This is a genomic window from Actinoplanes sp. NPDC049118 (assembly GCF_040648555.1).
Classification (GTDB): Bacteria; Actinomycetota; Actinomycetes; order Mycobacteriales; family Micromonosporaceae; genus Actinoplanes.
Genome location: NZ_JBEZDY010000010.1, coordinates 1 through 20,558, shown reverse-complemented (window position 1 = coordinate 20,558; position 20,558 = coordinate 1). Strand labels below are relative to the sequence as shown.

The 20,558-nt window shown below is 70.9% G+C and carries 15 protein-coding genes and 1 pseudogene; 3 read left to right on the top strand and 13 right to left on the bottom strand.

The genetic code is table 11. The features are described 5' to 3' along the window. Window positions 1-452: 452 nt before the first annotated feature. Complete coding sequence (locus tag AB0B58_RS17080) at window positions 453-3,305, top strand: M36 family metallopeptidase (RefSeq protein WP_360224281.1); 2,853 nt, start codon at window positions 453-455, stop codon at window positions 3,303-3,305. 52 nt (window positions 3,306-3,357) lie between these two features. On the opposite strand, the pseudogene AB0B58_RS17075 reads toward AB0B58_RS17080, so the two are convergent. Then, window positions 3,358-3,498: pseudogene (locus tag AB0B58_RS17075) on the bottom strand (DDE-type integrase/transposase/recombinase); the annotation flags it as partial. A gap of 346 nt (window positions 3,499-3,844) precedes the next feature. Continuing rightward, a complete protein-coding gene (locus AB0B58_RS17070; RefSeq protein ID WP_360224279.1) occupies window positions 3,845-4,738 on the bottom strand; it encodes a PmoA family protein in 894 nt (297 codons plus the stop codon). Window positions 4,739-4,826: 88 nt separating this feature from the next. On the opposite strand from AB0B58_RS17070, the gene AB0B58_RS17065 reads away from it, so the two are divergent. Beyond that, window positions 4,827-5,186, top strand: a complete 360-nt coding sequence (locus AB0B58_RS17065) for a hypothetical protein (RefSeq protein ID WP_360224277.1) — start codon at window positions 4,827-4,829, stop codon at window positions 5,184-5,186. Window positions 5,187-5,232: 46 nt separating this feature from the next. Here AB0B58_RS17065 and lpdA read toward each other — a convergent pair whose 3' ends face one another. From lpdA to AB0B58_RS17035, 6 genes are all read right to left on the bottom strand, one after another. Next, window positions 5,233-6,630 (bottom strand): dihydrolipoyl dehydrogenase, encoded by a 1,398-nt coding sequence (gene lpdA / locus AB0B58_RS17060; protein WP_360224275.1) that lies wholly within the window; start codon window positions 6,628-6,630, stop codon window positions 5,233-5,235. Window positions 6,631-6,690: 60 nt separating this feature from the next. Next, complete coding sequence (locus AB0B58_RS17055) at window positions 6,691-8,094, bottom strand: family 43 glycosylhydrolase (RefSeq protein ID WP_360224273.1); 1,404 nt, start codon at window positions 8,092-8,094, stop codon at window positions 6,691-6,693. A gap of 105 nt (window positions 8,095-8,199) precedes the next feature. Beyond that, window positions 8,200-9,459, bottom strand: coding sequence for an alpha-L-arabinofuranosidase C-terminal domain-containing protein (locus AB0B58_RS17050; RefSeq protein ID WP_360224271.1), 1,260 nt, complete (start codon window positions 9,457-9,459; stop codon window positions 8,200-8,202). A 117-nt stretch (window positions 9,460-9,576) separates the two neighbouring features. Beyond that, window positions 9,577-10,734 carry a carbohydrate binding domain-containing protein gene (locus tag AB0B58_RS17045; protein WP_360224269.1) on the bottom strand — a complete coding sequence of 386 codons (1,158 nt, stop codon included), beginning with the start codon at window positions 10,732-10,734 and terminating at the stop codon, window positions 9,577-9,579. Between the two features lie 75 nt (window positions 10,735-10,809). Next, window positions 10,810-11,586, bottom strand: coding sequence for a glycerophosphodiester phosphodiesterase (locus tag AB0B58_RS17040; protein ID WP_360224267.1), 777 nt, complete (start codon window positions 11,584-11,586; stop codon window positions 10,810-10,812). After that, window positions 11,577-13,319, bottom strand: a complete 1,743-nt coding sequence (locus AB0B58_RS17035; RefSeq protein ID WP_360224265.1) for an acyl-CoA dehydrogenase — start codon at window positions 13,317-13,319, stop codon at window positions 11,577-11,579. Before AB0B58_RS17035 ends, AB0B58_RS17040 begins: the two co-directional genes overlap by 10 nt. Before the next feature lie 137 nt (window positions 13,320-13,456). Here AB0B58_RS17035 and AB0B58_RS17030 point away from each other — a divergent pair, with 137 nt between their 5' ends. Next, a complete protein-coding gene (locus AB0B58_RS17030) occupies window positions 13,457-15,391 on the top strand; it encodes a S41 family peptidase (RefSeq protein WP_360224263.1) in 1,935 nt (644 codons plus the stop codon). 3 nt (window positions 15,392-15,394) lie between these two features. On the opposite strand, the gene AB0B58_RS17025 is transcribed toward AB0B58_RS17030, so the two are convergent. The 5 genes from AB0B58_RS17025 to AB0B58_RS17005 all read right to left on the bottom strand — a co-directional run bounded on the left by AB0B58_RS17025 (window position 15,395) and on the right by AB0B58_RS17005 (window position 20,413). After that, window positions 15,395-15,982 (bottom strand): NADPH-dependent FMN reductase, encoded by a 588-nt coding sequence (locus AB0B58_RS17025; protein ID WP_360224261.1) that lies wholly within the window; start codon window positions 15,980-15,982, stop codon window positions 15,395-15,397. A gap of 77 nt (window positions 15,983-16,059) precedes the next feature. Continuing rightward, window positions 16,060-16,482, bottom strand: a complete 423-nt coding sequence (locus AB0B58_RS17020) for an MmcQ/YjbR family DNA-binding protein (protein WP_360224259.1) — start codon at window positions 16,480-16,482, stop codon at window positions 16,060-16,062. Window positions 16,483-16,549: 67 nt separating this feature from the next. Further along, entirely contained in the window at window positions 16,550-17,836 is a 1,287-nt protein-coding gene (locus AB0B58_RS17015) for a methyl-accepting chemotaxis protein (protein WP_360224257.1), read from the bottom strand. Between the two features lie 80 nt (window positions 17,837-17,916). Then, the gene (locus AB0B58_RS17010; RefSeq protein ID WP_360224255.1) at window positions 17,917-19,155 is read right to left on the bottom strand and encodes a D-arabinono-1,4-lactone oxidase; all 1,239 of its coding nucleotides are present in this window, start codon (window positions 19,153-19,155) and stop codon (window positions 17,917-17,919) included. 49 nt (window positions 19,156-19,204) lie between these two features. Further along, window positions 19,205-20,413, bottom strand: a complete 1,209-nt coding sequence (locus AB0B58_RS17005; protein ID WP_360224253.1) for an acyl-CoA desaturase — start codon at window positions 20,411-20,413, stop codon at window positions 19,205-19,207. Window positions 20,414-20,558 lie beyond the last annotated feature (145 nt).

Genomic DNA, 20,558 nt, shown 5'->3' with positions numbered 1-20,558 from the left:
TTCGCTCCTCGATAAATGCGAAGCCGCGTCCTGCTTGCGGCGCCGCGCGAGTTCCTCCCGCTGCACGTTGATGTCGGTCACCGTGCCGGCGAGGTCGAGGGTCTGTTCTGGGGGCCTTGTGCCCGAAGGGCAGGCGCAGGCGATTTCGCGGCGGCCCGGCACCGGGCGCTGCCTACGGGTGACGGACCATCCGAGCTCGTCCACTAGCTCAGTGCGATCGGTCGATCACTGGTTGGTTGCAGGTGGGTAGTGAAAACGGCATTGGGCTCGCGTAACAGGTTCCGCATCCGATCAGCACCCTTCGGATGGCAGCAGACGTGAGGTGAATTCCCGGCCCGAGGCGTGTCCTCGGCAGGTCTTTCACCCGAGTCGGCCGAAAGGGGCCTTGGATGAAACCGGTGTCAGCTTTGTTGCTGAACCGACGGTGGTTGGCGGCGACAGCGGGCGTAGCCATGGTCGCGGGGGTAGCTGTCACACAGCTGGACTCCGCGCCGGAGCCGCAGCGCGCCGCAAGCGTGGCGGACCCGGCGAGCGAGCGTGAGGAGCTTGTCGACTACGACTCGCGTGACGCGCTGAACGCGGAACGGGCCAAGAAGTCGGCGAACGCCACCAAGAGCGCCAGCGTCGCCGTATCGCGGCTGAACGCCGTCGCGGAGCCGGACAGCCCGGCCCGCAAGCTGCGGGACAAGCTCGGCGTGCAGGGCATCGTCGACATGGACCCGGCCACCGGTACGCCGCGCCGCGTCGCCAAGATCGACGGGTTCCTCACCGGACCGAGCCACAGCAATCCCGCCAAGGTCGCCATGGGCTATGTGAAGGCGAACCCGGCGGTGTTCGGACTCAGCGCCGCCGAGGTCGGCCAACTCAGGCTGCGCCGCGACTACGTCGATGTCGCGGGAACCCACCACCTCAGCTTCACCCAGAGCGTGGGCGGCGTGCCGGTGTTCGGCAACGGCCTCAAGGCCCACGTCGCCAAGGACGGCCGACTCATTCAGGTCGACGGTTCGCCTCTCGCCGAGTTGCCGAGCAGTCCCGGCTCGGCCAAGCTGAACGCGGAGAAGGCGCGCGCCGCCGCGGTTCGCAACGTCTTCGGCGACTCCACCGCCACGGTCGTCGACCGGGCCGACGGTGCGACCAAGACCACCACGTTCTCCGACAACGGCGCAGCGAAGCTGGTCATGTTCCAGACCGCGGACGGTCCACGCCTGGCGTGGCAGACCGTGGCGATGGACGAGGGCTGGATCCACGTCGTCGACGCACAGGACGGCACGGTCCTGTTCCGGCAGAGCACGGTCGCCAAGGACGCCTCTCTCGTCTGGCCCAACTACCCGGGCGCGCCGTCGGGCGGCAAGCAGGTGCCCGTCGACCTGGGCAAGTGGCTGCCGAACGGCTCGCCGAAGCTGGCCGGCAACGTCGCGCACGTCTACACCGACGTCAACGACGACAACAAGGCAAGCGCCAGCGAGGAGGTCAGGCCCACCAGCAAAGGCAGCTGGCGGTACCTGATGACCGACTTCAGCAAGCAGGTCGGCGGCAAGTGCAGCGCGAAGTTCAAGTGCTCCTGGGACCCGAACGTCCCGTACTCCTGGCGGAAGAACCGCAGCCAGTCGTCCGTGGAGCTCTTCTATCTCCTCGGCGTGTGGCACGACCACCTGGCGACGGCTCCGGTCGGCTTCACCCGCGCCGCGGGCAACTTCGAGGCGATCGACGACGACGCGGTGCAGGGCCAGGCCCTCGACGGTGCCGACACGAACGACGGCCTGCCCGACGCCGACCACATCAGCAACGCGAACATGAGCACCCCGCCGGACGGCACCCCGCCGGTCATGCAGATGTACCTGTGGGGTGACCCGACCAACCCCGACGACGAGTCCATCGCCGCCAACTCCAGCGACGAGGCCGACACGGTGTTCCACGAGTACACCCACGGCCTGTCCAACCGTCTGGTCGTCGACGCCAACGGCGTCTCCACCCTGACGGTGCATCAGGCGCGAGCCATGGGCGAGGCCTGGAGCGACTGGTACACCCAGGACTATTTCGTGTCCAAGGGCTACGAGAAGGACACCGCGAAGGACGGCGACATCCTCGTGGGCAAGTACATGTTCGCCGGCAAGGCCCTGCGCTCCCAGCCGACGGACTGCCAGGTCGGCAGCAGGTCGGCGGCATGCCCCGGCACCCCGACCGCGGGCCCGGGCGGCTACACCTACGGCGACTACGGAAAGATCTACTCCGGCGGTCCCGACGTGCACACCGACGGCGAGATCTGGGCACAGACCCTGTGGGACCTGCGTGCGGCGCTCGGCAGCACGAAGGCCCGGTCCCTGGTGACCCGTGCGATGGAGCTGTCACCGGCCAAGCCGTCCTTCCTCGACCAGCGCAACTCCATCCTCCAGGCCAACCGCGTCATCAACGGCGGTCGACTGCAGGCGACGATCTGGAAGGTCTTCGCCCGGCGCGGCATGGGCTACTATGCCGGTTCCACGGACGGGTCCGACACCGACGTTGTCGAGGACTTCTCCATGCCTCCCACGACAGGGACCCCGCGCGGCACGGTGACAGGCAAGGTCACCGACACCGACACCGGCCTGGCCATTGCCGGGGCGACCGTCGGCTTCGGCGGACACCTCTCCGGCTTCGCCAGTGACTACGTCGCCGTCACGGCGGCGGACGGTACGTACACGATCAATGGTGTGCTGCCGGGCACCTACCCCGAGGTGTACACCCAGGCCGTCGGGTTCGACTCCATCGCCAAGACCGTCTACGTCGGCGCCCGGGCGAACCGGGTCGACTGGCCGCTGCGCCGCGACTGGGCCGCCACCGCCGGTGGCAGCAGCGTGGAGAGCTTCACCGGACCGGACTTCACCGCATACCGCTGCGGCCCGACGCACCTGTTCGACCAGTCGTCCGGCTCCGGTTGGGGCTCCGAGGTCGCCGCGGGTGGCACCGGGCAGAACGTGGTGGTCAAGCTGCCGCAAGCCGTCGACATCGAGGAGCTGACGCTCGACCCGACCGCGACCTGCGGCGACGGGGCAAGTGCCGCGACCGGCCGGTTCCGGGTCGAGACGTCACCGGACGGCAGCGCGTGGACGGTCGCCGCCGTCGGTCAGTTCGGCGAGGCCGACCGGAACCGGTCCAACCCCGTGTCGCTGACCGCGGGCACGACCGACGTGCAGTTCCTGCGGTACACGATGCTGTCGTCCCAGGCAGAGGACATGGGCGTGTGCACCACGCCGGACACACCGTACAGCGGTTGCTCGTACATGGATTCGACGGAGCTCGCCGTCTACGGCACCCCCTCCATCTGACCCGTGCACACCATCGGCCCGTCCCGCACCGCGGGGCGGGCCGATGGCGGCGCTCGACTCCAAGTTCGTAGTGACCGCGTCGCAGGTTCTGGATGAAGGCATGGCCGGCGATCACGACCTGCGCGGTCCGGTCAGTTCCTAGTCCGCGCATCGGTTTCAGCCGGCGCTTGAGCTGGCCATGATCGGCCTCTACCAGCGCACCCCGACACCACGATCACCTCGGCTGGGAAGCCAGCATCCGCCGCACCCACCGGGTGCGGTTCCGGATGGGCCGGTCAGGGCAGCACCTACACCACCGCCTGGTGCTCGGGAGGGACCGGCACGTTCAACGTATGGGCGCAGTGCAAGTCGAGCGTCTGGCCGTACCCGTATTCGTTCGTGGAGAGCAGTTGGCGCAGTCCTGGGGGACGGCGATCAACAACTCGGCATGGGCCCAGTGCCCCTTTCCCATGAACATCGTCGACCGGGGGATCGGCCGAAGGAACTGATTAGGCCCCACAGTCGGAGCCTGGGGCCGCAGCCATAGTGGCCCGCGGCCATCATGGCTGCGGCGGCGCTGTTGCGGAGCTCGCCGTCTGCGGCACACCCTCCACCTGATCCACGCCCGCCGGCCCGTCCCTGTCGCCAAGGGCTGGCCGGTGTGCGGCGCACTGCTCCCGGGTGAGCAGGCCGTCCGCGACCAGGACGGTCAGCGTCCGCTCCAGCGGGATGCCGGCGCGCACGACCAGCTCCTCGGAGAAGGCCAGGGCCGCGCACACGCCGGCGTAGCCGCCGTTCGAGGTCCGGACGAACCAGCGGTCGTCGCCGCTGAGCCCGCGGAACACCAGCGTGTACGGCCCCGGGCCGGTCAGCGCCACCCACGGCTCGGCGCTGCCGTTCACCTCGTCCTCACCCTCGTGCCGCGCCGTGAACGTGGTAGCGGGGCCGGGTGCCGCACGCCAGAAGAAGCCGCCGTAGCCGGCGCCGTCCGGACGGCCGTTCGTCGCGGGGCTGCCGAGGCGCACGTCGCGGTCGCCGCCGAGCGTGTACGAGAAGGTGAGCTCCCAGCCCAGCGGCGCCGGATCCGCGCGTACCGTGCGGACCTCGGTGAGCAGGACCTCGCCCGCCGGGCTCAGCCAGTGCAGGCGCTCGGCGAAGCCGCCGCCGGGTGCGGGCAGCCACTCCACGTGCGCGATGCGGCCGTGATCTTCCAACCAGGTGTACCCGCGGCCGCGCACGTAGGTCCTGCCGCCCCACAGGTTGACGCCGTCGGCGTCCTGCATGGCCACCGAGACGCCGAGGTGCCAGCGATGGTCCTCCGGCAGGGCGTCGGAGACCGGGACGCCGCCGAGGGTGCGGACCGGATGCAGGTAGGGCCGGGGGCCGAGAAGCGGGTCGACGTCCGGCTCGGCCTGGTACTCCGCGACGACGGCATCGCCGGCCATGATTCGCATTGCGGGACGGTACCGCGCCCTGCCGATATGGTCGTAGCCGCCGCGCGATCCACTGTGCATAGCGGCCGGTAGCAGAGAGGATGCGTATGTGGGCACCCGAGAAATACCGGATCACATTCTCGACCAGCTGCTCGTCGGCCTGGTGTTCTACGAGGCCGAGCTGACCCTCATGCACTTCGAACCCGGCGGCACGGCGCTCATCAGCGACTCGTTCGGCGACGTGTTCACCTGGCTGTGGCGGGAGAACCCCGCCAAGGCGACCATGCTGGTCGCGGACTACCTGGCCGAGCTGCGCTTCTACCATCACAACGCCAACCGGACCCTCGGGCTCGAGGCGGTGCTGGAGGGGCTGCCGCCGTCGCTGCGCGGGGTGCCGCCCGACGAGGTGGCGGCGATGCAGGACGTGCTGCGCCGCCACGTGCCGATGTACGTCAGCCAGGGCGACTGAGCACCGCCCGGCCGACCGGGGTCGACCGGCCGGGCCCGGTGCGCGGCTAAAGGTTGATCATGTGGCCGGTCAGGCCGTGGAACGCCTCCTGCAGGGCCTCGCTCAGCGTGGGGTGGGTGTGCACGTTGCGGGCCAGCTCGTTCGCCGTCAGGTCCCACTTCTGCGCCAGCGTCAGCTCGGGCAGCAGCTCGGAGACGTCCGGTCCGATCAGGTGGCCGCCGAGCAGCTCGTTGTACTTCGCGTCCGCGACCAGCTTCACGAAGCCCGTTGGCTCGGCGAGGCCGTGGGCCTTGCCGTTCGCCGTGAACGGGAACGACGAGACCTTCACGTCGTAGCCCTCGTCGCGGGCCTGCTGCTCGGTGAGGCCGAAGCTGGCGACCTGCGGCTGGCAGAACGTCGCCCGCGGCATCATCCGGTAGTCGCCGAGCGTCATCGTCTCGGCGCCGCCGATCGTCTCCGCCGCCACCACCCCCTGCGCCTCCGCGACGTGGGCGAGCTGGAGCTTCGAGGTCACGTCGCCGATCGCGTACAGGTGGGGGATGTTGGTCCGCATGTGGTCGTCGATCTCGATCGCACCGCGGTCGGTCAGCTTGACGCCGGTGTTCTCCAGGCCGTAGCCCTCGACGCGGGGTGCGAAGCCGACCGACATCAGCACCCGGGCCGCCTCGATCGTCTCGCTCCGGCCGTTCTTCGTGTAGGTCACCACGACCGACTTGCCCTTGTCCATCACCGTCTCCACCTTGGCCGACGCGACGATCGGGATGCCGAGCTTGCGGTACTGCTTGGTGATCTCCTTCGACACGTCGGCGTCCTCGTTGGGCAGGGCCCGGTCGAGGTACTCGACGATCGTGACGTCGACGCCGTAGTTCTTCAGGACGTAGCCGAACTCCATGCCGATCGCGCCGGCGCCGACGATGACGATCGACTCCGGCAGGTCGCGGTCCAGGATCTGGGTCTCGTAGGTGACCACGTTGTCGCTGAGCTCGACGCCGGGGAGCAGCCGGACGGTCGACCCGGTGGCGATGATCGCGTTGTCGAAGGTGAGGGTCTGCGAGCCTCCGGTGCCGAGCGCGACCTCGAGGGTGTTCGCGTCGCGGAAGGTGCCCCGCCCGTCGTACTCGGTGATCTTGTTCTTCTTCATCAGGTAGTGCACGCCCTTGACGCGGCCGTCGGCGACCGTGCGGCTACGGTCGAAGGCCGCGCCGAAGTCGAAGCTCACCTCGCCGGTGATGCCGAACGTCTTCGCCTGGGTGTGGAAGATGTGCGCCAGCTCGGCGTTACGCAGCAGGGCCTTCGACGGGATACACCCGACATTGAGGCACACACCACCCCAGTACTTCTCCTCGACGACGGCCGTCCGCAGGCCGAGCTGGGCCGCGCGGATCGCCGCGACGTAGCCGCCGGGTCCCGCGCCGAGGACGATCAGGTCGTAGTGCTCGCTCATGGTGAGGCTCTTCCGCGTCGACGTCAGATCGGTACGGATGAAGTATCCCGCAGCGCGCGCTCAGCGGAGCAGGAAGACGGAGGCGTCGCCCGTCACCACCGTCCCGTTCCGGTGCCGCAGATAGCGGGTGGGGTCGCCGGCGAGCTGGATCCTGACCCCCCGGCCCGCCGGCAGCCTGCGGAAATCCGTCGGCGTGCCGGTGTCGAGGCGGACCGCGCCGTCGACGACCCGGAGGTGCCGCCCGGGGAGGTCTACCGACCGGATCACCTCCGTGCCGCCCGCGGACGGCACGAAACGGAACTGGGTGTCGCTGAGCGCGTGGCCGGGCGGGCCCACGACCAGGGCGGAGTCGTCGTGCCGCACGAACCACGCGCCTTCGTCGGCGGGGGAGAGGCGCACGATCGGCCCGCCCGCGCCGACCGGCACGCCGAACAGCGGCGTCCCGTCCGGATGCCAGTAGAGCCGCTGCACCCGGGTGTGCCGGTTGGGGTCGTAGAGCGGGTCGCCGACGATGTCGCGGTAGTCGCGGGCGTGGTAGACCAGCACGTCGGTGACGCCGTCCTCGGCGACGGTGAAGCTGTTGTGACCCGGGCCGTACCGGCCGGTCGCGGCGTTCGTGACGAAGACCGGGTCCGGTGTCTTCGTCCAGGACGCGTTGGCCAGCAGGTCGGCGCGGGCGTCCGCGGTCAGCAGGCCCACGCAGTAGCGGGCGTCGGTGGCGCTGGCGGAGAAGGTCACGAAGACCCGCCCGTTGCGGACCAGCACCGCCGGGCCCTCGTTGACCCGGAAGCCCTGCGTCTCCCAGCTCCGGGTGGGTGTGGCGATCCGGACCGGCTTGCCGCGCAGCGCCCAGGGCGAGCTCATCTCGGCGATGTAGAGGCTGGAGTTCACCGCGATCTCCGGCTCGCTCTGCGCCCACACCAGGTAGCGGCGGCCGCGGTGCGCGAACGTGGTGGCGTCCAGCGAGAAGCCGTCCCACTCGGTGGCGACCTGGCCGCGCAGGGTCCAGCCGGCCGGGTCGGTGGGGTCGGCCAGCGGCGACTCCAGCACGTACATCCGGATCCGGAAGACGTTGCCGGCGTCGCCGGCGGCGAAGTAGAGGTACCAGCGGCCGTCGATGCGGTGCAGCTCGGGAGCCCAGACGTGCCCGCCCATCGGGCCGGACGCGGGGCGGCGCCAGACCACCGATTCGGTCGCCGTGGCGAGCCCGGCGATGGTGCTCGCCCCGCGTACGACGAGCCGGTCGTACTCGGGCACCGAGCCGGTGAAGTAGTAGCGCCCCCCGGTCCGCGGGGTGATGAACGGGTCGGCACGCTGCTCGATCAGCGGGTCGATCGTGGGCACCCCGTAGATCTGCGCGTCGGTGCGGGCGTCGCGGTCCAGCGCCGGGGCGGCGAGGGCGCCGACGCCGGCGACACCCAGCCCGCCGCGGAGCAGGGTGCGGCGGCTGACGTCGTTCGTCATGACTGAGCCTTTTCAACGTGGCCCGGGCGGCAGCTCCCGGCGGCGGTCGACGGCTCGGATAACTCTGGCCCGAGGCCAGGTTGAAAATTGCTCACTGTCTTCCCCTCACTTGGTCTTCAGGCGCAGGAAGGTGACGGAGTTCGGGGCGAACGTCCGGGTGAAGGTGGACGCGATGCCGCTCACGGTCGTGGTGACCGGCTGGATCGGCTCGGCGGAGCGGGTGTTCTGCTCCTGCGGGTCGCCGGTGATGACGGTCATCCTCGCCCGGCCCGCGACCTTGCGGCCGCCCAGGTCGACCGCGGTGACGGCCGGGGTGTCCTGCGCGTTGACGACCTTGACGATGATCTCGCCGGTGGCGTCGTCCTGCGTGATCACCTGCGCGAACGGCTCGGTCACCTGGTCGTCGGTGAAGCTGCCCCACTCGGCGCCGTCGAGGAAGAGCCGCACCGCGCTGCCGCGGACCTCGATGCGGATGTCGTACGTGGTACCGGTCGCGATGCTGTTGGGCTTGGCGAGCACGATCTCCTTGCTGCCGCCCGCACCCTTCTGGACGGCGCCCTGCGTGTTGTTCCAGCCGCCGAGGTTCCACCAGTAGAGCTCGCCGGACTCCTGCACCCCGAACGCGACCAGGAAGCCCTCGGCGCCGGCCCGCTTGGTGGCCTTCAGCGTCAGGTCGTAGTCGGTCGCGGTGATGTTCCCGGCCTTGACCAGGGTGTCCAGCGCGGCGGTGTCGCTCTGGCGGTAGCCGCCGTCCACCACGGACCAGTTGCCGCGGGGCTCCACCGGCGTCCACTGCCCGGCGCCGGCGGAGAAGTCGTCGGAGAACAGGACCGCGCCGCCGGGCGTGGTCACCGCGATGTCGTCGTAGGTCGCGGCGGTGGCCCACGTGGAGAGCCCGATCGCGCCGGTGATCGGCTTCGGCGCCACGACCGGCCCGGTCGAGCGGCTGCGCACCACGCGGTCGCCGACGTTGTTCATGAACAACTTCTGCACCTGGTAGCTGGTCGAGCCCCAGGACTCGTCGTTGTCGAACCAGATCAGGTCCGGCCGCCACTGCACATGGTCGACGTTGGCGAGCAGCGGCGCGTACGAGGCCATCCGCACCACGTCGGCGTTGCGCTCCAGCCCGGTCATGTACGACGCCTCGGCCAGCGAGTTGAACAGCTTGTTGTCCAGGGAGGCGTACTCGCCGAGGAAGACCTCCGGACCGGCGCGGTCGTAGCCGTCGTAGCGCCGGTTGTTGCCGAGGAACCACGCCGGGCTGTTGTAGTAGTGCTCGTCGACCATCGCCACGCCCGCGGCCCTGTTCTTGGCCCACAGGTTGTCGAAGGTCGCGCCCTGGTCGTCCGGCCCGGAGTTGCCCACCACCGTGATGCCGGGGTGTTCGGCGGCGATGGCGCCGCGGAACTCGAGGAAGTCGGCGAAGTAGGCGTCGGGCAGGTTCTCCTCGTTGCCGACCGCGACGTGGGTCAGCCCGAACGGTTACGGGTGGCCCATCCGGGCGCGCAGCCCGCCCCACTCGGAGCTCGCCGGCCCGTTGGCGAACTCGATCAGGTCGAGGGTGTCCTGGATGCGGCGGCGCAGCAGCGCCGGGTCGTCGGTCGCCCGGTTCTGCCCGCAGCCGGTGACCAGCGCGGGAACGACCGGCAGCGGCATGGCGCCGATGTCCTCGGACAATTGGAAGTACTCGTAGTAGCCCAGGCCGTAGGACTGGTGGTATCCCCAGAAGTTGGCGTTGGCGGCGCGGGTCTCGACCGGCCCGACGGTGTCCTTCCACTGGTAGGAGCGGGCCCGCGGGAAGTTCGCGGCCGCGTCGTAGCCGTAGTGGCTGCCGGTGTTGACCAGGCAGCCGCCGGGGAAGCGCACGAAGCCGGGCCGCAGCGCCGCGATCTTCTCGGCGAGGTCCCTGCGCAGTCCGTGGTTCTTGTAGGTGTCGCGGGGCATCAGGGAGACCATGTCGAGGCGCAGGGTCCCGGTCCCGCCGGCCAGGACCGACAGGCGGCCGGCGTCGGTGGTCCGGCTCGCCCGCACCGGTACGGCGTAACGGGTCCAGCCGTCGCCCCGCACGGTCAGCTCCGCCGGCGCCGCCAGCGTTTCGCCCGCGGCGTCGCGCAGGACGACGGACAGCGGCGTGCCGGCGGGTGAGTCGCTGCGGGCCCAGACCGAGAAGTCGTACGTCGCGCCGCGCCGCACCGCGAACCCGGTGTTGTACCCGGAGTTGGTCACGCCGTAGCGCCCGCCGGCGGGGCTGGTCAGGGCGAGCTTGAGGTAGGTGCGGTTGCGCTCGTTGAGGCGGTCCGCGTCGTTCACCGCGGACGCGCCGCCCGCGCCGCCGGACTCGCCTCCGGGTGTCCAGGCGGTCAGGCCGTGGTAGGACGCGTTGTCGGCCGGGAGGAACTCGAACGAGCGGTTGCGGACCAGCTCGGCGTAGAGGCCGCCGTCGGCCGCGAAGTTGATGTCCTCGAAGAACACCCCGTACATGGAGTCGCCGATCGCCGGGCCGGTGGCCGCCGGCTCGACGGTGATGGCGTATTCGGGTGCGGCGGCCGGCGGTTGCGCCAGGACGGGTGCGGCCCCGCCGGCGGCCGCGATCAGCATCGCGGCGGTGGCGAGTCCGAGGAGAGCGCGTGACGGGGACATCCATGTCCTCCAGATGTGAACGTTAACAACGCGCGTCGATTATCATCGATGTGTCACGCGCAGTCAATGCTCCGGTTACCCGGCGGGCCAGGCGCCCCGGGCGGTGTACACGTCGCGGAGTACCTCGGTCCGGTCGGTCATGATGCCGTCGACGCCGAGCTCGAGCAGCCTGTGCATCTCGGCCGGGTCGTCGATCGTCCACACGTGCACCTGCAGGCCGAGGCGGTGTGCCCGGCTCACGAAGCGGCGGTCGACCACGGTCACCGGGCCGAACCGCGCCGGGACCTGCGCCGCGGCCGCCGACGCCGGCAGCCGCAGCCGGGTGCCGGCCACGGAGGACACGCGCAGGCGCAGCACCTCCCGCTGGCCGAGGGACGTCGCGATCCCGGGCCCCGCCAGGGCGCGGACCCGGGCCAGCCGGGCGTCGCTGAACGAGGCCAGCAGGACCCGGTCCCGGGCACCGGCGCGGCGGACCGCCTCCACCGTGGGCCCGGCGGCGTCGTCGGCCTTGACGTCGATGTTGAAGCGGACCTGTGGCCACGCGGCGAGGACCTCGTCCAGGCGGGGCACCGCGCCCGCCCCGCCGACCCGCAGCGTGGCCAGGTCCGCCCAGCGCAGGTCGGCCACCCGCCCCGCGGTGCCGGTCAGGCGGCGCAGGGACGGGTCGTGGAACACCACGGGTACGCCGTCCGCGGTCGCGTGCACGTCCGTCTCCACGTACCGGTAGCCCAGCGCGACCGCCCGGCCGAAGGCCTCGGCGGTGTTCTCGTCGCCCTCGGCGGCCCCGCCGCGGTGCGCGAACGCCAGCGGGAGGGGCGAGTCGAGATAGGGGAAGCGGACGCCTACAGACACGCGTCGTCCAGGTCGGCGAGCAGGGTGTCACGGCTCTCCAGCAGCTCGAACCAGGTCGTGGTCCGGGGCAGCTCGTGGGTGAAGAAGTAGCGGGCCGCGAGGCGCTTGCCGTCGTAGAACGCGCCCTGCCGGCCGGCCGCGGCGGTCGCCTGCTCCAGCCACATCCACGCGACGACCAGGTGGCCGGCCGCGTTCAGGTAGGCGGTCGAATTGGCCAGCGCTGTGGTCGGGTCCGCGTCCGCCCACAGCTTGCCGGTGACCTCGACGAGGCGCGCGCAGCCGGACTCGAGCCGCTCCGCCATCCACGCGAGGTCGGCCGGTGCCCGCCCGGCGGCCTCCCGGATCCGGCGGACCAGCAGGGTCAGGCCCGCGCCGTCCCGCATGATCACCTTGCGGCCCAGCAGGTCGAGGCCCTGGATGCCGTCGGTGCCCTCGTGGATCGGGTTGAGCCGGTTGTCGCGGTAGAACTGCTCGACCGGGTACTCGCGGGTGTATCCGTAGCCGCCGTGCACCTGGATTGCGTGGTCGTTGGCCTTCAGGCACCACCGCGACGGCCAGGCCTTCACGATCGGCGTCAGCACGTCCAGCAGCAGGGCGGCCTCGGCGGTGTCGCCGGTCTCCTGCTCGTCGACGAGCCTGGCGGCGTACAGGATGAGGGCCATGCCGCCCTCGACGTAGGTCTTGGACGCCAGGAGCATCCGGCGCACGTCCGGGTGCCGGATGATCGGCACGGGCGGCGCCGACGGGTCCTTGCCGGCCACCGGCCGGCCCTGCACCCGCTCCCGGGCGTAGGCGAGCGCGTGCAGGTAGCCGGTGTAGCCGAGGGCCACCGCACCGGCGCCGACGCCGATCCGTGCCGCGTTCATCATCTGGAACATGTACGCGAGGCCCTTGCCCTCCTCGCCCACCAGGAAGCCCTCGCTGTCGGTGAAGGACAGCGCCGCGTTGGTCGTGCCGCGGAAGCCCATCTTGTGGTTCAGCCCGACCAGTTCGACGCCGTTGCGCCTCCCGGGCACGCCGTCCGGGCCGACGACGTGCTTGGGCACGATGAACAGCGACAGGCCCTTGACCCCGGGCGGCGCGCCGGCGGCGCGGGCCAGCACCAGGTGCACGATCGTCTCGCTCAGCTCGTGGTCACCGCCGGAGATCCACATCTTGCTGCCGGTGACCCGGTAGGTGCCGTCGCCCGCGGGCACCGCGCGGGTGGTGACGTCGCTCAACGACGAGCCGGCCTGCGGCTCGGACAGGCACATGGTGCCGGTGAACCGGCCCTCGACCATCGGAGCGACGAATCGCGCCACGTGCTCGGGCGCCGCGTACGTGCGCAGCAGGTTCGCGTTGCCCATGGTCAGCATCGGGTACGCGGAGGTGGCGATGTTCGCGGCCTGGAACCAGGCGAAGCAGGCCCGGTGCACGACGTGCGGCAGCTGCAGCCCGCCGTCCTCGGCGTCCAGCCCGCCGGCCAGCAGGCCCGACGCGTTGAACGCGGCCAGCGCCGTCTTGACCTCGGGGATCACCTGCGCCCGCCCCTCGGTGAAGCGCGGCTCCTCGGCGTCGCCGCGCCTGTTGTGCGACGCGAACTCGCGCTCGGCGATCTGCGCGGAGACCTGCAGGAACGCGTCGAACGTCTCCCGGGAGTGCTCGGCGAAGCGGGGCCGCGCCGTCAGCGACTCGACGTCGAGCCATTCGTAGAGCAGGAACTCCAGGTCACGCCGCGAGAGGATGTTGGACACCGTTGCACACCGCCGTTTCACGTTCGGGCACGTCACCTCACACTAACGGCGCATTCTCAAGTCATAGGCCCGACAGGTGTCTCGTGCGACCCCGCGACGGCTCGTAGCGTCACGCTGAGTCGCTATGGAGGTGCGCTATGTCGATCATGTCGGAAGTCAAGCTCGAGGCCGACCACGGACTGGGTGCGGTGCGGACGATGCCGCAGTTCCGGAGCGCCACCGAGGCGTCGGCGCTGACCGCGGCGGACCGGCAGACCCTGCTCGACCAGGCCGCCCTGCTCATCGACACCGTGTACGTGCACCTGCTGCACAAGCGCGCCATGTACGCGATCGAGCCCACCCAGCGGCTCAAGCTGCTGCGCCACCGGCAGGCCCGGCTGAGCGACGCGCAGTTCCACGCCGAACTGCTGCGGATCTTCATCGAGCTGCGCGATCTGCATACCAACTACGTGCTGCCGCGGCCTTACCAGGGTCCGTTCGCCTTCCTCGGCGTGCTGCTCGAGCAGTTCTGGCGCGACGGCAAGCCGGGATTCCTGGTGTCCAAGACGTTCCCGCACCTCACCGGCGACCCGCAGCTGGTGGACGGCGCCGAGATCACGCACTGGAACGGGGCGCCGATCGCGCTCGCGCTGGCCCGCAACGCCGACCGCGAGGCCGGCAGCAACGCCGACGCCCGGCTCGCCCGCGGCCTGGAGAGCATGACCCTGCGCACCCTCGCCCTGTCCGCGGTGCCGGACGAGGACTGGGTCGACCTGCGTTACCTGGTCGGCGGCACCGCGCACGAGACCCGGCTGCACTGGCGGGTCTTCGACACCAGCGCCGACCTCAACGGCCCGCTGCCCGACAGCGGCCCGTTCGCCGGCCTGGGCGTCCCGTCGGCGCACCTGGTCGGCCTCGACCTGCGTACCGAGCTGGTCCGGCAGGCGAAGAAGCAGCTCTTCGTGCCCGCCGCGGTCGACGAGGAACGCCGGGTCGCCGCGCAGGCCGGCGACGTGCCGGAGCCGACCGCCGGGCAGCTCGCCGCCGGCGAGATTCCGACCACGCGCCCGGACGAGCTGCGGGCCCGCGTCGTCACCACGGCCGCCGGCACCTTCGGGCACCTGCGGATCTTCACGTTCCACATGCGGGACCAGGGCATCGAGGCGTTCCTGAACGAGGTGATCCGGCTGCTGGACGCCCTGCCGAAGAACGGCCTCATCCTGGACGTCCGCGGCAACGGCGGCGGCTACGTGGTGGCCGCCGAGTTCCTGCTCCAGTTCTTCACCCCGCGCCGGATCCAGCCCGAGCCGATGCAGCTGATCAGCACGGACGCGACCCGGCAGCTCTGCGCGAGCGTCGACGACCTGGCCGAGTGGCGCCCCTCGATCGAACAGGCCGTCGAGACCGGCGCGCAGTACTCCAGCGCGATCCCGCTGTACCCGGCCGAGGTGGTGAACAGCGTCGGGCAGGTCTACCACGGCCCGGTCGTGCTGATCACCGACGCGCTCTGCTACAGCGCGACGGACATCTTCTCCGCCGGCTTCCAGGACCACGAGATCGGCAAGGTGCTGGGCATCGACGAGGCCACCGGCGCCGGCGGCGCGAACGTGTGGACCCAGCAGAACCTGGTGGACGGCTGGCGGGCGGGCCCGTTCCGCAAGCTGCCCGCGAGCGCGCAGTTCCGGGTGGCGCTGCGGCGCTGCCTGCGCGTCGGCAAGCGGGCGGGCGAGCCGGTGGAGGACCTCGGGGTGCGCCCGGACGAGCTGTACCGGATGACCAGCCGGGACCTGCTGGAGGGCAACGCGGACCTGCTGGAGCGGGCGGGCACGATCCTGGCCGCCGGCACGCCGCGGCGCCTCGACGCGGAGGCGGGGCCGCGCAACGGTGCGGGCGTGGCGCTTTCGCTGACGACCGAGGCGCTGACCAGCGTCGACGTGTACGTGAACCAGCGGCCGGTGCGGTCGGTCCCGCTCACCGACACCAAGCCGACGCTGCAGGTGCCGCTGCCGGGCGCCGGTGCGGCGGTGATCCGGCTGGAGGGCTTCGACGGCGACACCCTGGTCGCCGCGCGCACGGTGGAGGTGCCGGCCTGATCGTCAGGCGCGGAGCACGGGGGCCTCGCGGGGCAGCACCGTCAGCACCCGCGTGATGTGGTCGCGGAACTCCGCCATGTAGGTGGCGAGGAAGGTCTTGGTCGACTCGTCCGTGACCCGGCCGTCGCCGGGGAAGGTCTCCGCCGTGAACTTGATGTAGGCCTCGGGCGAGGTCATCTGCCGGGCGTTGCAGAAGCTCAGCACGGCGCGCAGGCTCTGCTGCGCGAGCGCGGTGCCGATCGCCCCGATGGAGGCTCCGATGACGGCGGTGGGCACGTGGTCGAAGGAGTTCTGGCCCCACGGCCGGGAGGCCCAGTCGATCGCGTTCTTCAGGGCGCCCGGTATGGAGCGGTTGTACTCCGGGGTGACGAACAGGATCGCCTGCGACCGCTTGATCGCGTCCTTGAGGGCGGTCGCCTCGCCCGGATAGTCCGCGTCGTAGTCCGGGCTGTACAGCGGCAGCTCGCGGATCGGGATCTCGGTGAACTCGAGGTCGTCGGGCGCCAGCTTGATCAGGGCCTTCGACAGCTCACGGTTGATCGACGTCGATGAGAGGCTGCCGACGAAGTAGCCGACCTTGAACGTGGTCATCGTTGCTTCCTAACCTCGGCTGATCAAGCCATACTCCCGCTCCGCGTCCCCTCGCGCAGGCGAACGGCGGCATTGGATCACGCCGGCGGGTGCGCACTCAGCCACGCCGCCGCCCGGCGCGCCGACGCGCGGGACAGCCAGGCGTCCTGCACCACCTCGGCCAGCTCCCCGCGGGTCAGCTCGCCGATGCGGCCGGCCCGCAGCAGGACGGACCGGTGGCCGTTGAAGTGCGGGGTCGTGAAGAACGGCGACGCCGGGTCCTGGACGAGCGCCTGCTTGTCGGAGTCGGACGGCACCCAGAAGACGATGACGTCCGGGTAGCGCTCCCCGGTGACGGGATCGGCCGCGTCCGGCCGCGGGTTGCGGAAGAAGACGAACGACTTCCCGCCCACCTGGTAGACCGGATTGTCGCCGGTTCCATACTCGACGGTGACGTGTGGCATCGCCGAGGCCAGCTCGTGCACGTCCTCGACCCGGGCGGGCCGGCTCGCATCCAGCATCTGCATACCCTGCCGCTCCGCTGCCGGATCCGCCAGTCGGCGCGGTGATCGCGCGCTGTCGGATCGGCTAAGCGGACGTACGCGAGAGGCGCTCCAGGGTGTGCACCTCGTCGGTGATCCGGCCGACCTGGCCCGCGGCCTCCTGGACGCTCGTCGCGATCTGCCGTACGGAGGTGGACTGCTGTTCGAGCGCCGCCGCCAGCGACGTGTTGTGCGACGACAGCTCGCCAACGCTCTCGGCGATCTCCGATACCCGCTTCACGGCCGCCTCCACCTGGTTCTGCACGTCTCCCAGCGTGCGGGCGATGGTCTCAGCGTTGCCGCCCGACTGGTGCGCGAGATCCTTGACCTCGCCCGCGACGACCGCGAAGCCGCGACCCGCCTCGCCGGCCCGCGCCGCCTCGATCGTGGCGTTGAGGGCGAGCAGGTTCGTCTGCTCCGCCACGCCGTGGATGACGTCCGAGGCCGCCATGATCTGCTCGCTGGACTTCGCCAGGGCCCGCATCAGTTCCGAGGCGATCTCCGCCTTGCCGGCGACCGAGGTGGTGATCTCCTCGGTGAGGTGGGCGGTCCTGGTCAGCTCCTCGATGGCGCGCGACATCTCGTCGCTGGCGGTGGCGACCGCCGCGGTCTGCCGTTGCACCTGCTCGGCCGCCTCGGCGAGCACGGCGCCCTGGTCCGCGATCCGCTGCTGGATCCGGTGGCGTTCGGCCAGTTCCGCATCGGCGGCGGCGATCCGTTCACGGTCGGCGAGCTCCCGGTCGGCGGACGCCTGCGCCTGCGTCTCCGCGGCGCGCTGCTCGGATGCCGCGGCCGCGGCGCTGGCCGCGTCCAGCCAGCCGCGCAGCACGTACATGGCGAAGCCGATGCCGGTCACGCTCGCCCAGAACGCCGCGAGCAGCGAGATCGCGTGCAGCGGCGTCTCGACGAGCAGGAGCGGGACGCCGATGGCGACCATGGCGAGCAGCGAGGTCGTCACCAGGTCGCGGCGGTCGAGCGAGAAGCCGACCCACATGAAGAGCATGGAGTAGCCCAGGACCACCATGAGGTCGGTCTCGGTGCCGCCGAGGCTGGTCAGGAAGAGAATCACGGTGGCCGTCACCGGCGTGCAACGCACCACGGCCGTGGGGAGCCGGCTCAGCTTGACCGCGAACATTCCGGCGGCCACCAGCAGCGCCGCGACGCCGGGAACGGCCAGCCACGGTCGGGCTGCCGGGTCGACGCTCGGGAGCGACACCAGCGCGGCGAGTCCCCAGACCAGCCAGAGGGGTGGCTGGAGCTTGCCGGACAGCGTCAGGTCCTGGGACGGACGCGGACGCACGGAGGACATGGCGGCGGTGGTGTGGTCGGTCACGTGCCTTCGATCGGCGGGCCGTGGCCGCCCGTGAGCGGACGTGGCCCGTGTTACCCAACTGCTACCTACTCGAGGGCAGCTCAGAGGAGATCGTCGAGCCATGTGTTGCGGAAGACGCCGGCCGGGTCGTAGCCGGCGACCAGCGCCCGGAAGTCGTCGAAGCGCTCGTAGCGGGAGCGCACCGTCGCCGGGTCCAGCGTGAAGACCTTGCCCCAGTGCGGGCGGGCCTGCAGCGGCGCGAGCTGCTCCTCCAGCGCCGAGACGGCCGGCAGCACCGCGGCCGTGTCGGCGATCCAGGTGAAGTGCAGGCCAAGGCTGTCGCGGTGGTAGTTCATGCTCAGCCACAGGTCGTCCGCCGCCACCGTGCGGATCTCATTGACCTGGAGGACCGGCGCGATCGTCTCCCGCACCCGGGCGACGGCGTCGATCGCCTCACCCGCCCGGTCGAGCGGGACCATCCACTCCGACTGCAGCTCCGCGCCGGTGCTCGGGCTGAACTCCATCCGGAAGTGCGGCAGCCGGGCGTGCCACGGGCCGGGCACGCCGAACTGCTCGGTACTGTTCTCCGCCGGCACCCCCGGCACGGGGTGGCGGGGGCCGTCCGCGGGCCGCGCGCCGAACCACGGGCCCGCCGGCATCGGCTCGGTGCGCTTGAGCCAGGCGTGGTTGACGTCCGGGCTCGCCCAGTTGGTGAACAGGCTGACGCTGTAGCCGGCGCCGAGGATCTCCGGCAGGTCCGCCTCCAGGCGGGCGCGGGGCAGGTCGTCGTAGACGTACTGGCGGATCTCGAACGCCGGGACCACGTCCAGGGTCAGCGCGGTGACCACGCCGAGCGCGCCCAGGCCCACTACGGCGCCGTCGAAGCCCTCGTCGCCGCGGCGCAGCGACACCAGTTCGCCGTCGCCGCGGATCAGTTCCAGGGCGGCCACGGCGGTGGCCAGGTTGCCGTTGCGCACGCCCGAGCCGTGCGTCGCGGTGGTGACCGCCCCGGCGACCGAGATGTGCGGCAGCGAGGCCAGGTTGTGCAGCGCCAGGCCCCCGGCGTGCAGGCGCCCGGCGAGCTCGCCGTAGCGGATGCCGCCGTCGACCCGGACGGTCCGGCGGTCCGCGGCGATCTCCACCACGCGCGGCAGGCCGTCGAGGCTGACCAGGTCGCCGGTCGTGTCGGCCATCCGGTTGAAGGAGTGGCCGCTGCCCAGGACCCGGACCGGCCCGCCCGCGGCGACCAGCTCCTGCAGCCGGGGCACGGTCACGCTCCGGTGCACCCGGCTCGCGCCGAACGTGATGTTTCCTGCCCAGTTGCGCACCGAGTCTGCCACCGGCCAAGCGTATGTGAATTTCGCCCGGCCGCCGGGTGGGAGTGTCGCGTCAGGACCCGACGGTCGCCGGGGCCTTCTCCGCCGCCGGGCGCTGCCAGCGGGTGGCGGGCTGCTTCCTGCGGGTGCTGACCGGCCGGGGAGCCTCCGCGGCGATCTTGGCGGCGCCGCGGTTGGGCAGCGAGAGCCGGAAGACCTTCGCCCAGGCCGAGCCGACCTGCTTGGGCATCGGGCCGCTGACGTAGCTCAGGCCGTAGCGCTCGAACAGCTCGCGGATCTTAGGCGCGATCTCCTGGTAGCGGTTGCTCGGCAGGTCCGGGAAGAGGTGGTGCTCGATCTGGTACGACAGGTTGCCGGTCATGATGTGCATGAGGCGGTTGCCGTCGATGTTGGCCGAGCCGAGCATCTGCCGCAGGTACCACTCGCCGCGGGTCTCGCCGTCGATCGAGGTGCGCTCGAAGGTCTCGACGCCCTTGGGGAAGTGCCCGCACATGATCACCGAGTGGGTCCAGAGGTTGCGGACCAGGTTGGCGACGGCGTTGGCGGCGAGGGTGTGCAGGAAGGAGCCGGTCGCGGCCGACAGCGCCGGGTGCACGACGTAGTCCTTCAGCACCTGCTTGCCGATCTTGCGGCGTACCTGCGCCAGCCGGGCCTTGAACTCCGGCGCCCGGCGCCGCTTCTTGCTCTTGAGGTTGCGGCCCAGCTCCAGGTCGTACGCGGCGATGCCGTACTCGAAGAAGCAGGCGTTGACGAAGTTCCACAGTGGCTGTCCGAGGTAGATCGGGTGCCAGGGCTGCTGCTCGTCGACGCGCATGATGCCGTACCCGAGGTCGTTGTCCTTGCCGACCACGTTGGTGTAGGTGTGGTGCAGCTCGTTGTGCGAGTGCTTCCACTGCTCGGCCGGCGATGCGTTGTCCCACTCCCAGGTGGTCGAGTGGATCTTCGGGTCGCGCATCCAGTCCCACTGGCCGTGCATGACGTTGTGCCCGATCTCCATGTTCTCGAGGATCTTGGCGACCGACAGGCCCGCCGTGCCGATCAGCCAGGCCGGCGGGAACAGCGAGAAGAGCAGGACCGCGCGGCTGCCGAGCTCGAGGCGCCGCTGCACGCTGATCATGCGCCGGATGTACGCGGCATCGCGCTCGCCGCGGTCGGCCACGATCTCGTCGCGGATGGCGTCGAGCTCACGACCGATGGCCTCGATGTCTTCGGGGGACAGGTGCGCGATCGGGTTGACGCTCTTACGCTGCAACGTGGTCACGGGGAATCCTCGGTTCTCTTCGGGTGCGGTAGCGGGGGAGAAGGCTCAGACGTCCAGGTGGCAGGGGCCGGCGGCGGCGGACACGCAGGTCTGCACCAGGACGTTGTCGCCCTCGACGGCGGTGGTGATCGAGCCGTCGCGCAGG

Coding starts and splice junctions, on each gene's coding strand:
- AB0B58_RS17020 (WP_360224259.1), bottom strand. CDS start 16,482: ATGCTGGATGCGAGCCGGCCCGCCCGGGTCGAGGACGTGCACGAGCTG.
- AB0B58_RS17025 (WP_360224261.1), bottom strand. CDS start 15,982: ATGACCACGTTCAAGGTCGGCTACTTCGTCGGCAGCCTCTCATCGACG.
- AB0B58_RS17055 (WP_360224273.1), bottom strand. CDS start 8,094: ATGACGAACGACGTCAGCCGCCGCACCCTGCTCCGCGGCGGGCTGGGT.
- AB0B58_RS17045 (WP_360224269.1), bottom strand. CDS start 10,734: ATGTCCCCGTCACGCGCTCTCCTCGGACTCGCCACCGCCGCGATGCTG.
- lpdA (WP_360224275.1), bottom strand. CDS start 6,630: ATGAGCGAGCACTACGACCTGATCGTCCTCGGCGCGGGACCCGGCGGC.
- AB0B58_RS17080 (WP_360224281.1), top strand. CDS start 453: ATGGTCGCGGGGGTAGCTGTCACACAGCTGGACTCCGCGCCGGAGCCG.
- AB0B58_RS17030 (WP_360224263.1), top strand. CDS start 13,457: ATGTCGATCATGTCGGAAGTCAAGCTCGAGGCCGACCACGGACTGGGT.
- AB0B58_RS17070 (WP_360224279.1), bottom strand. CDS start 4,738: ATGCGAATCATGGCCGGCGATGCCGTCGTCGCGGAGTACCAGGCCGAG.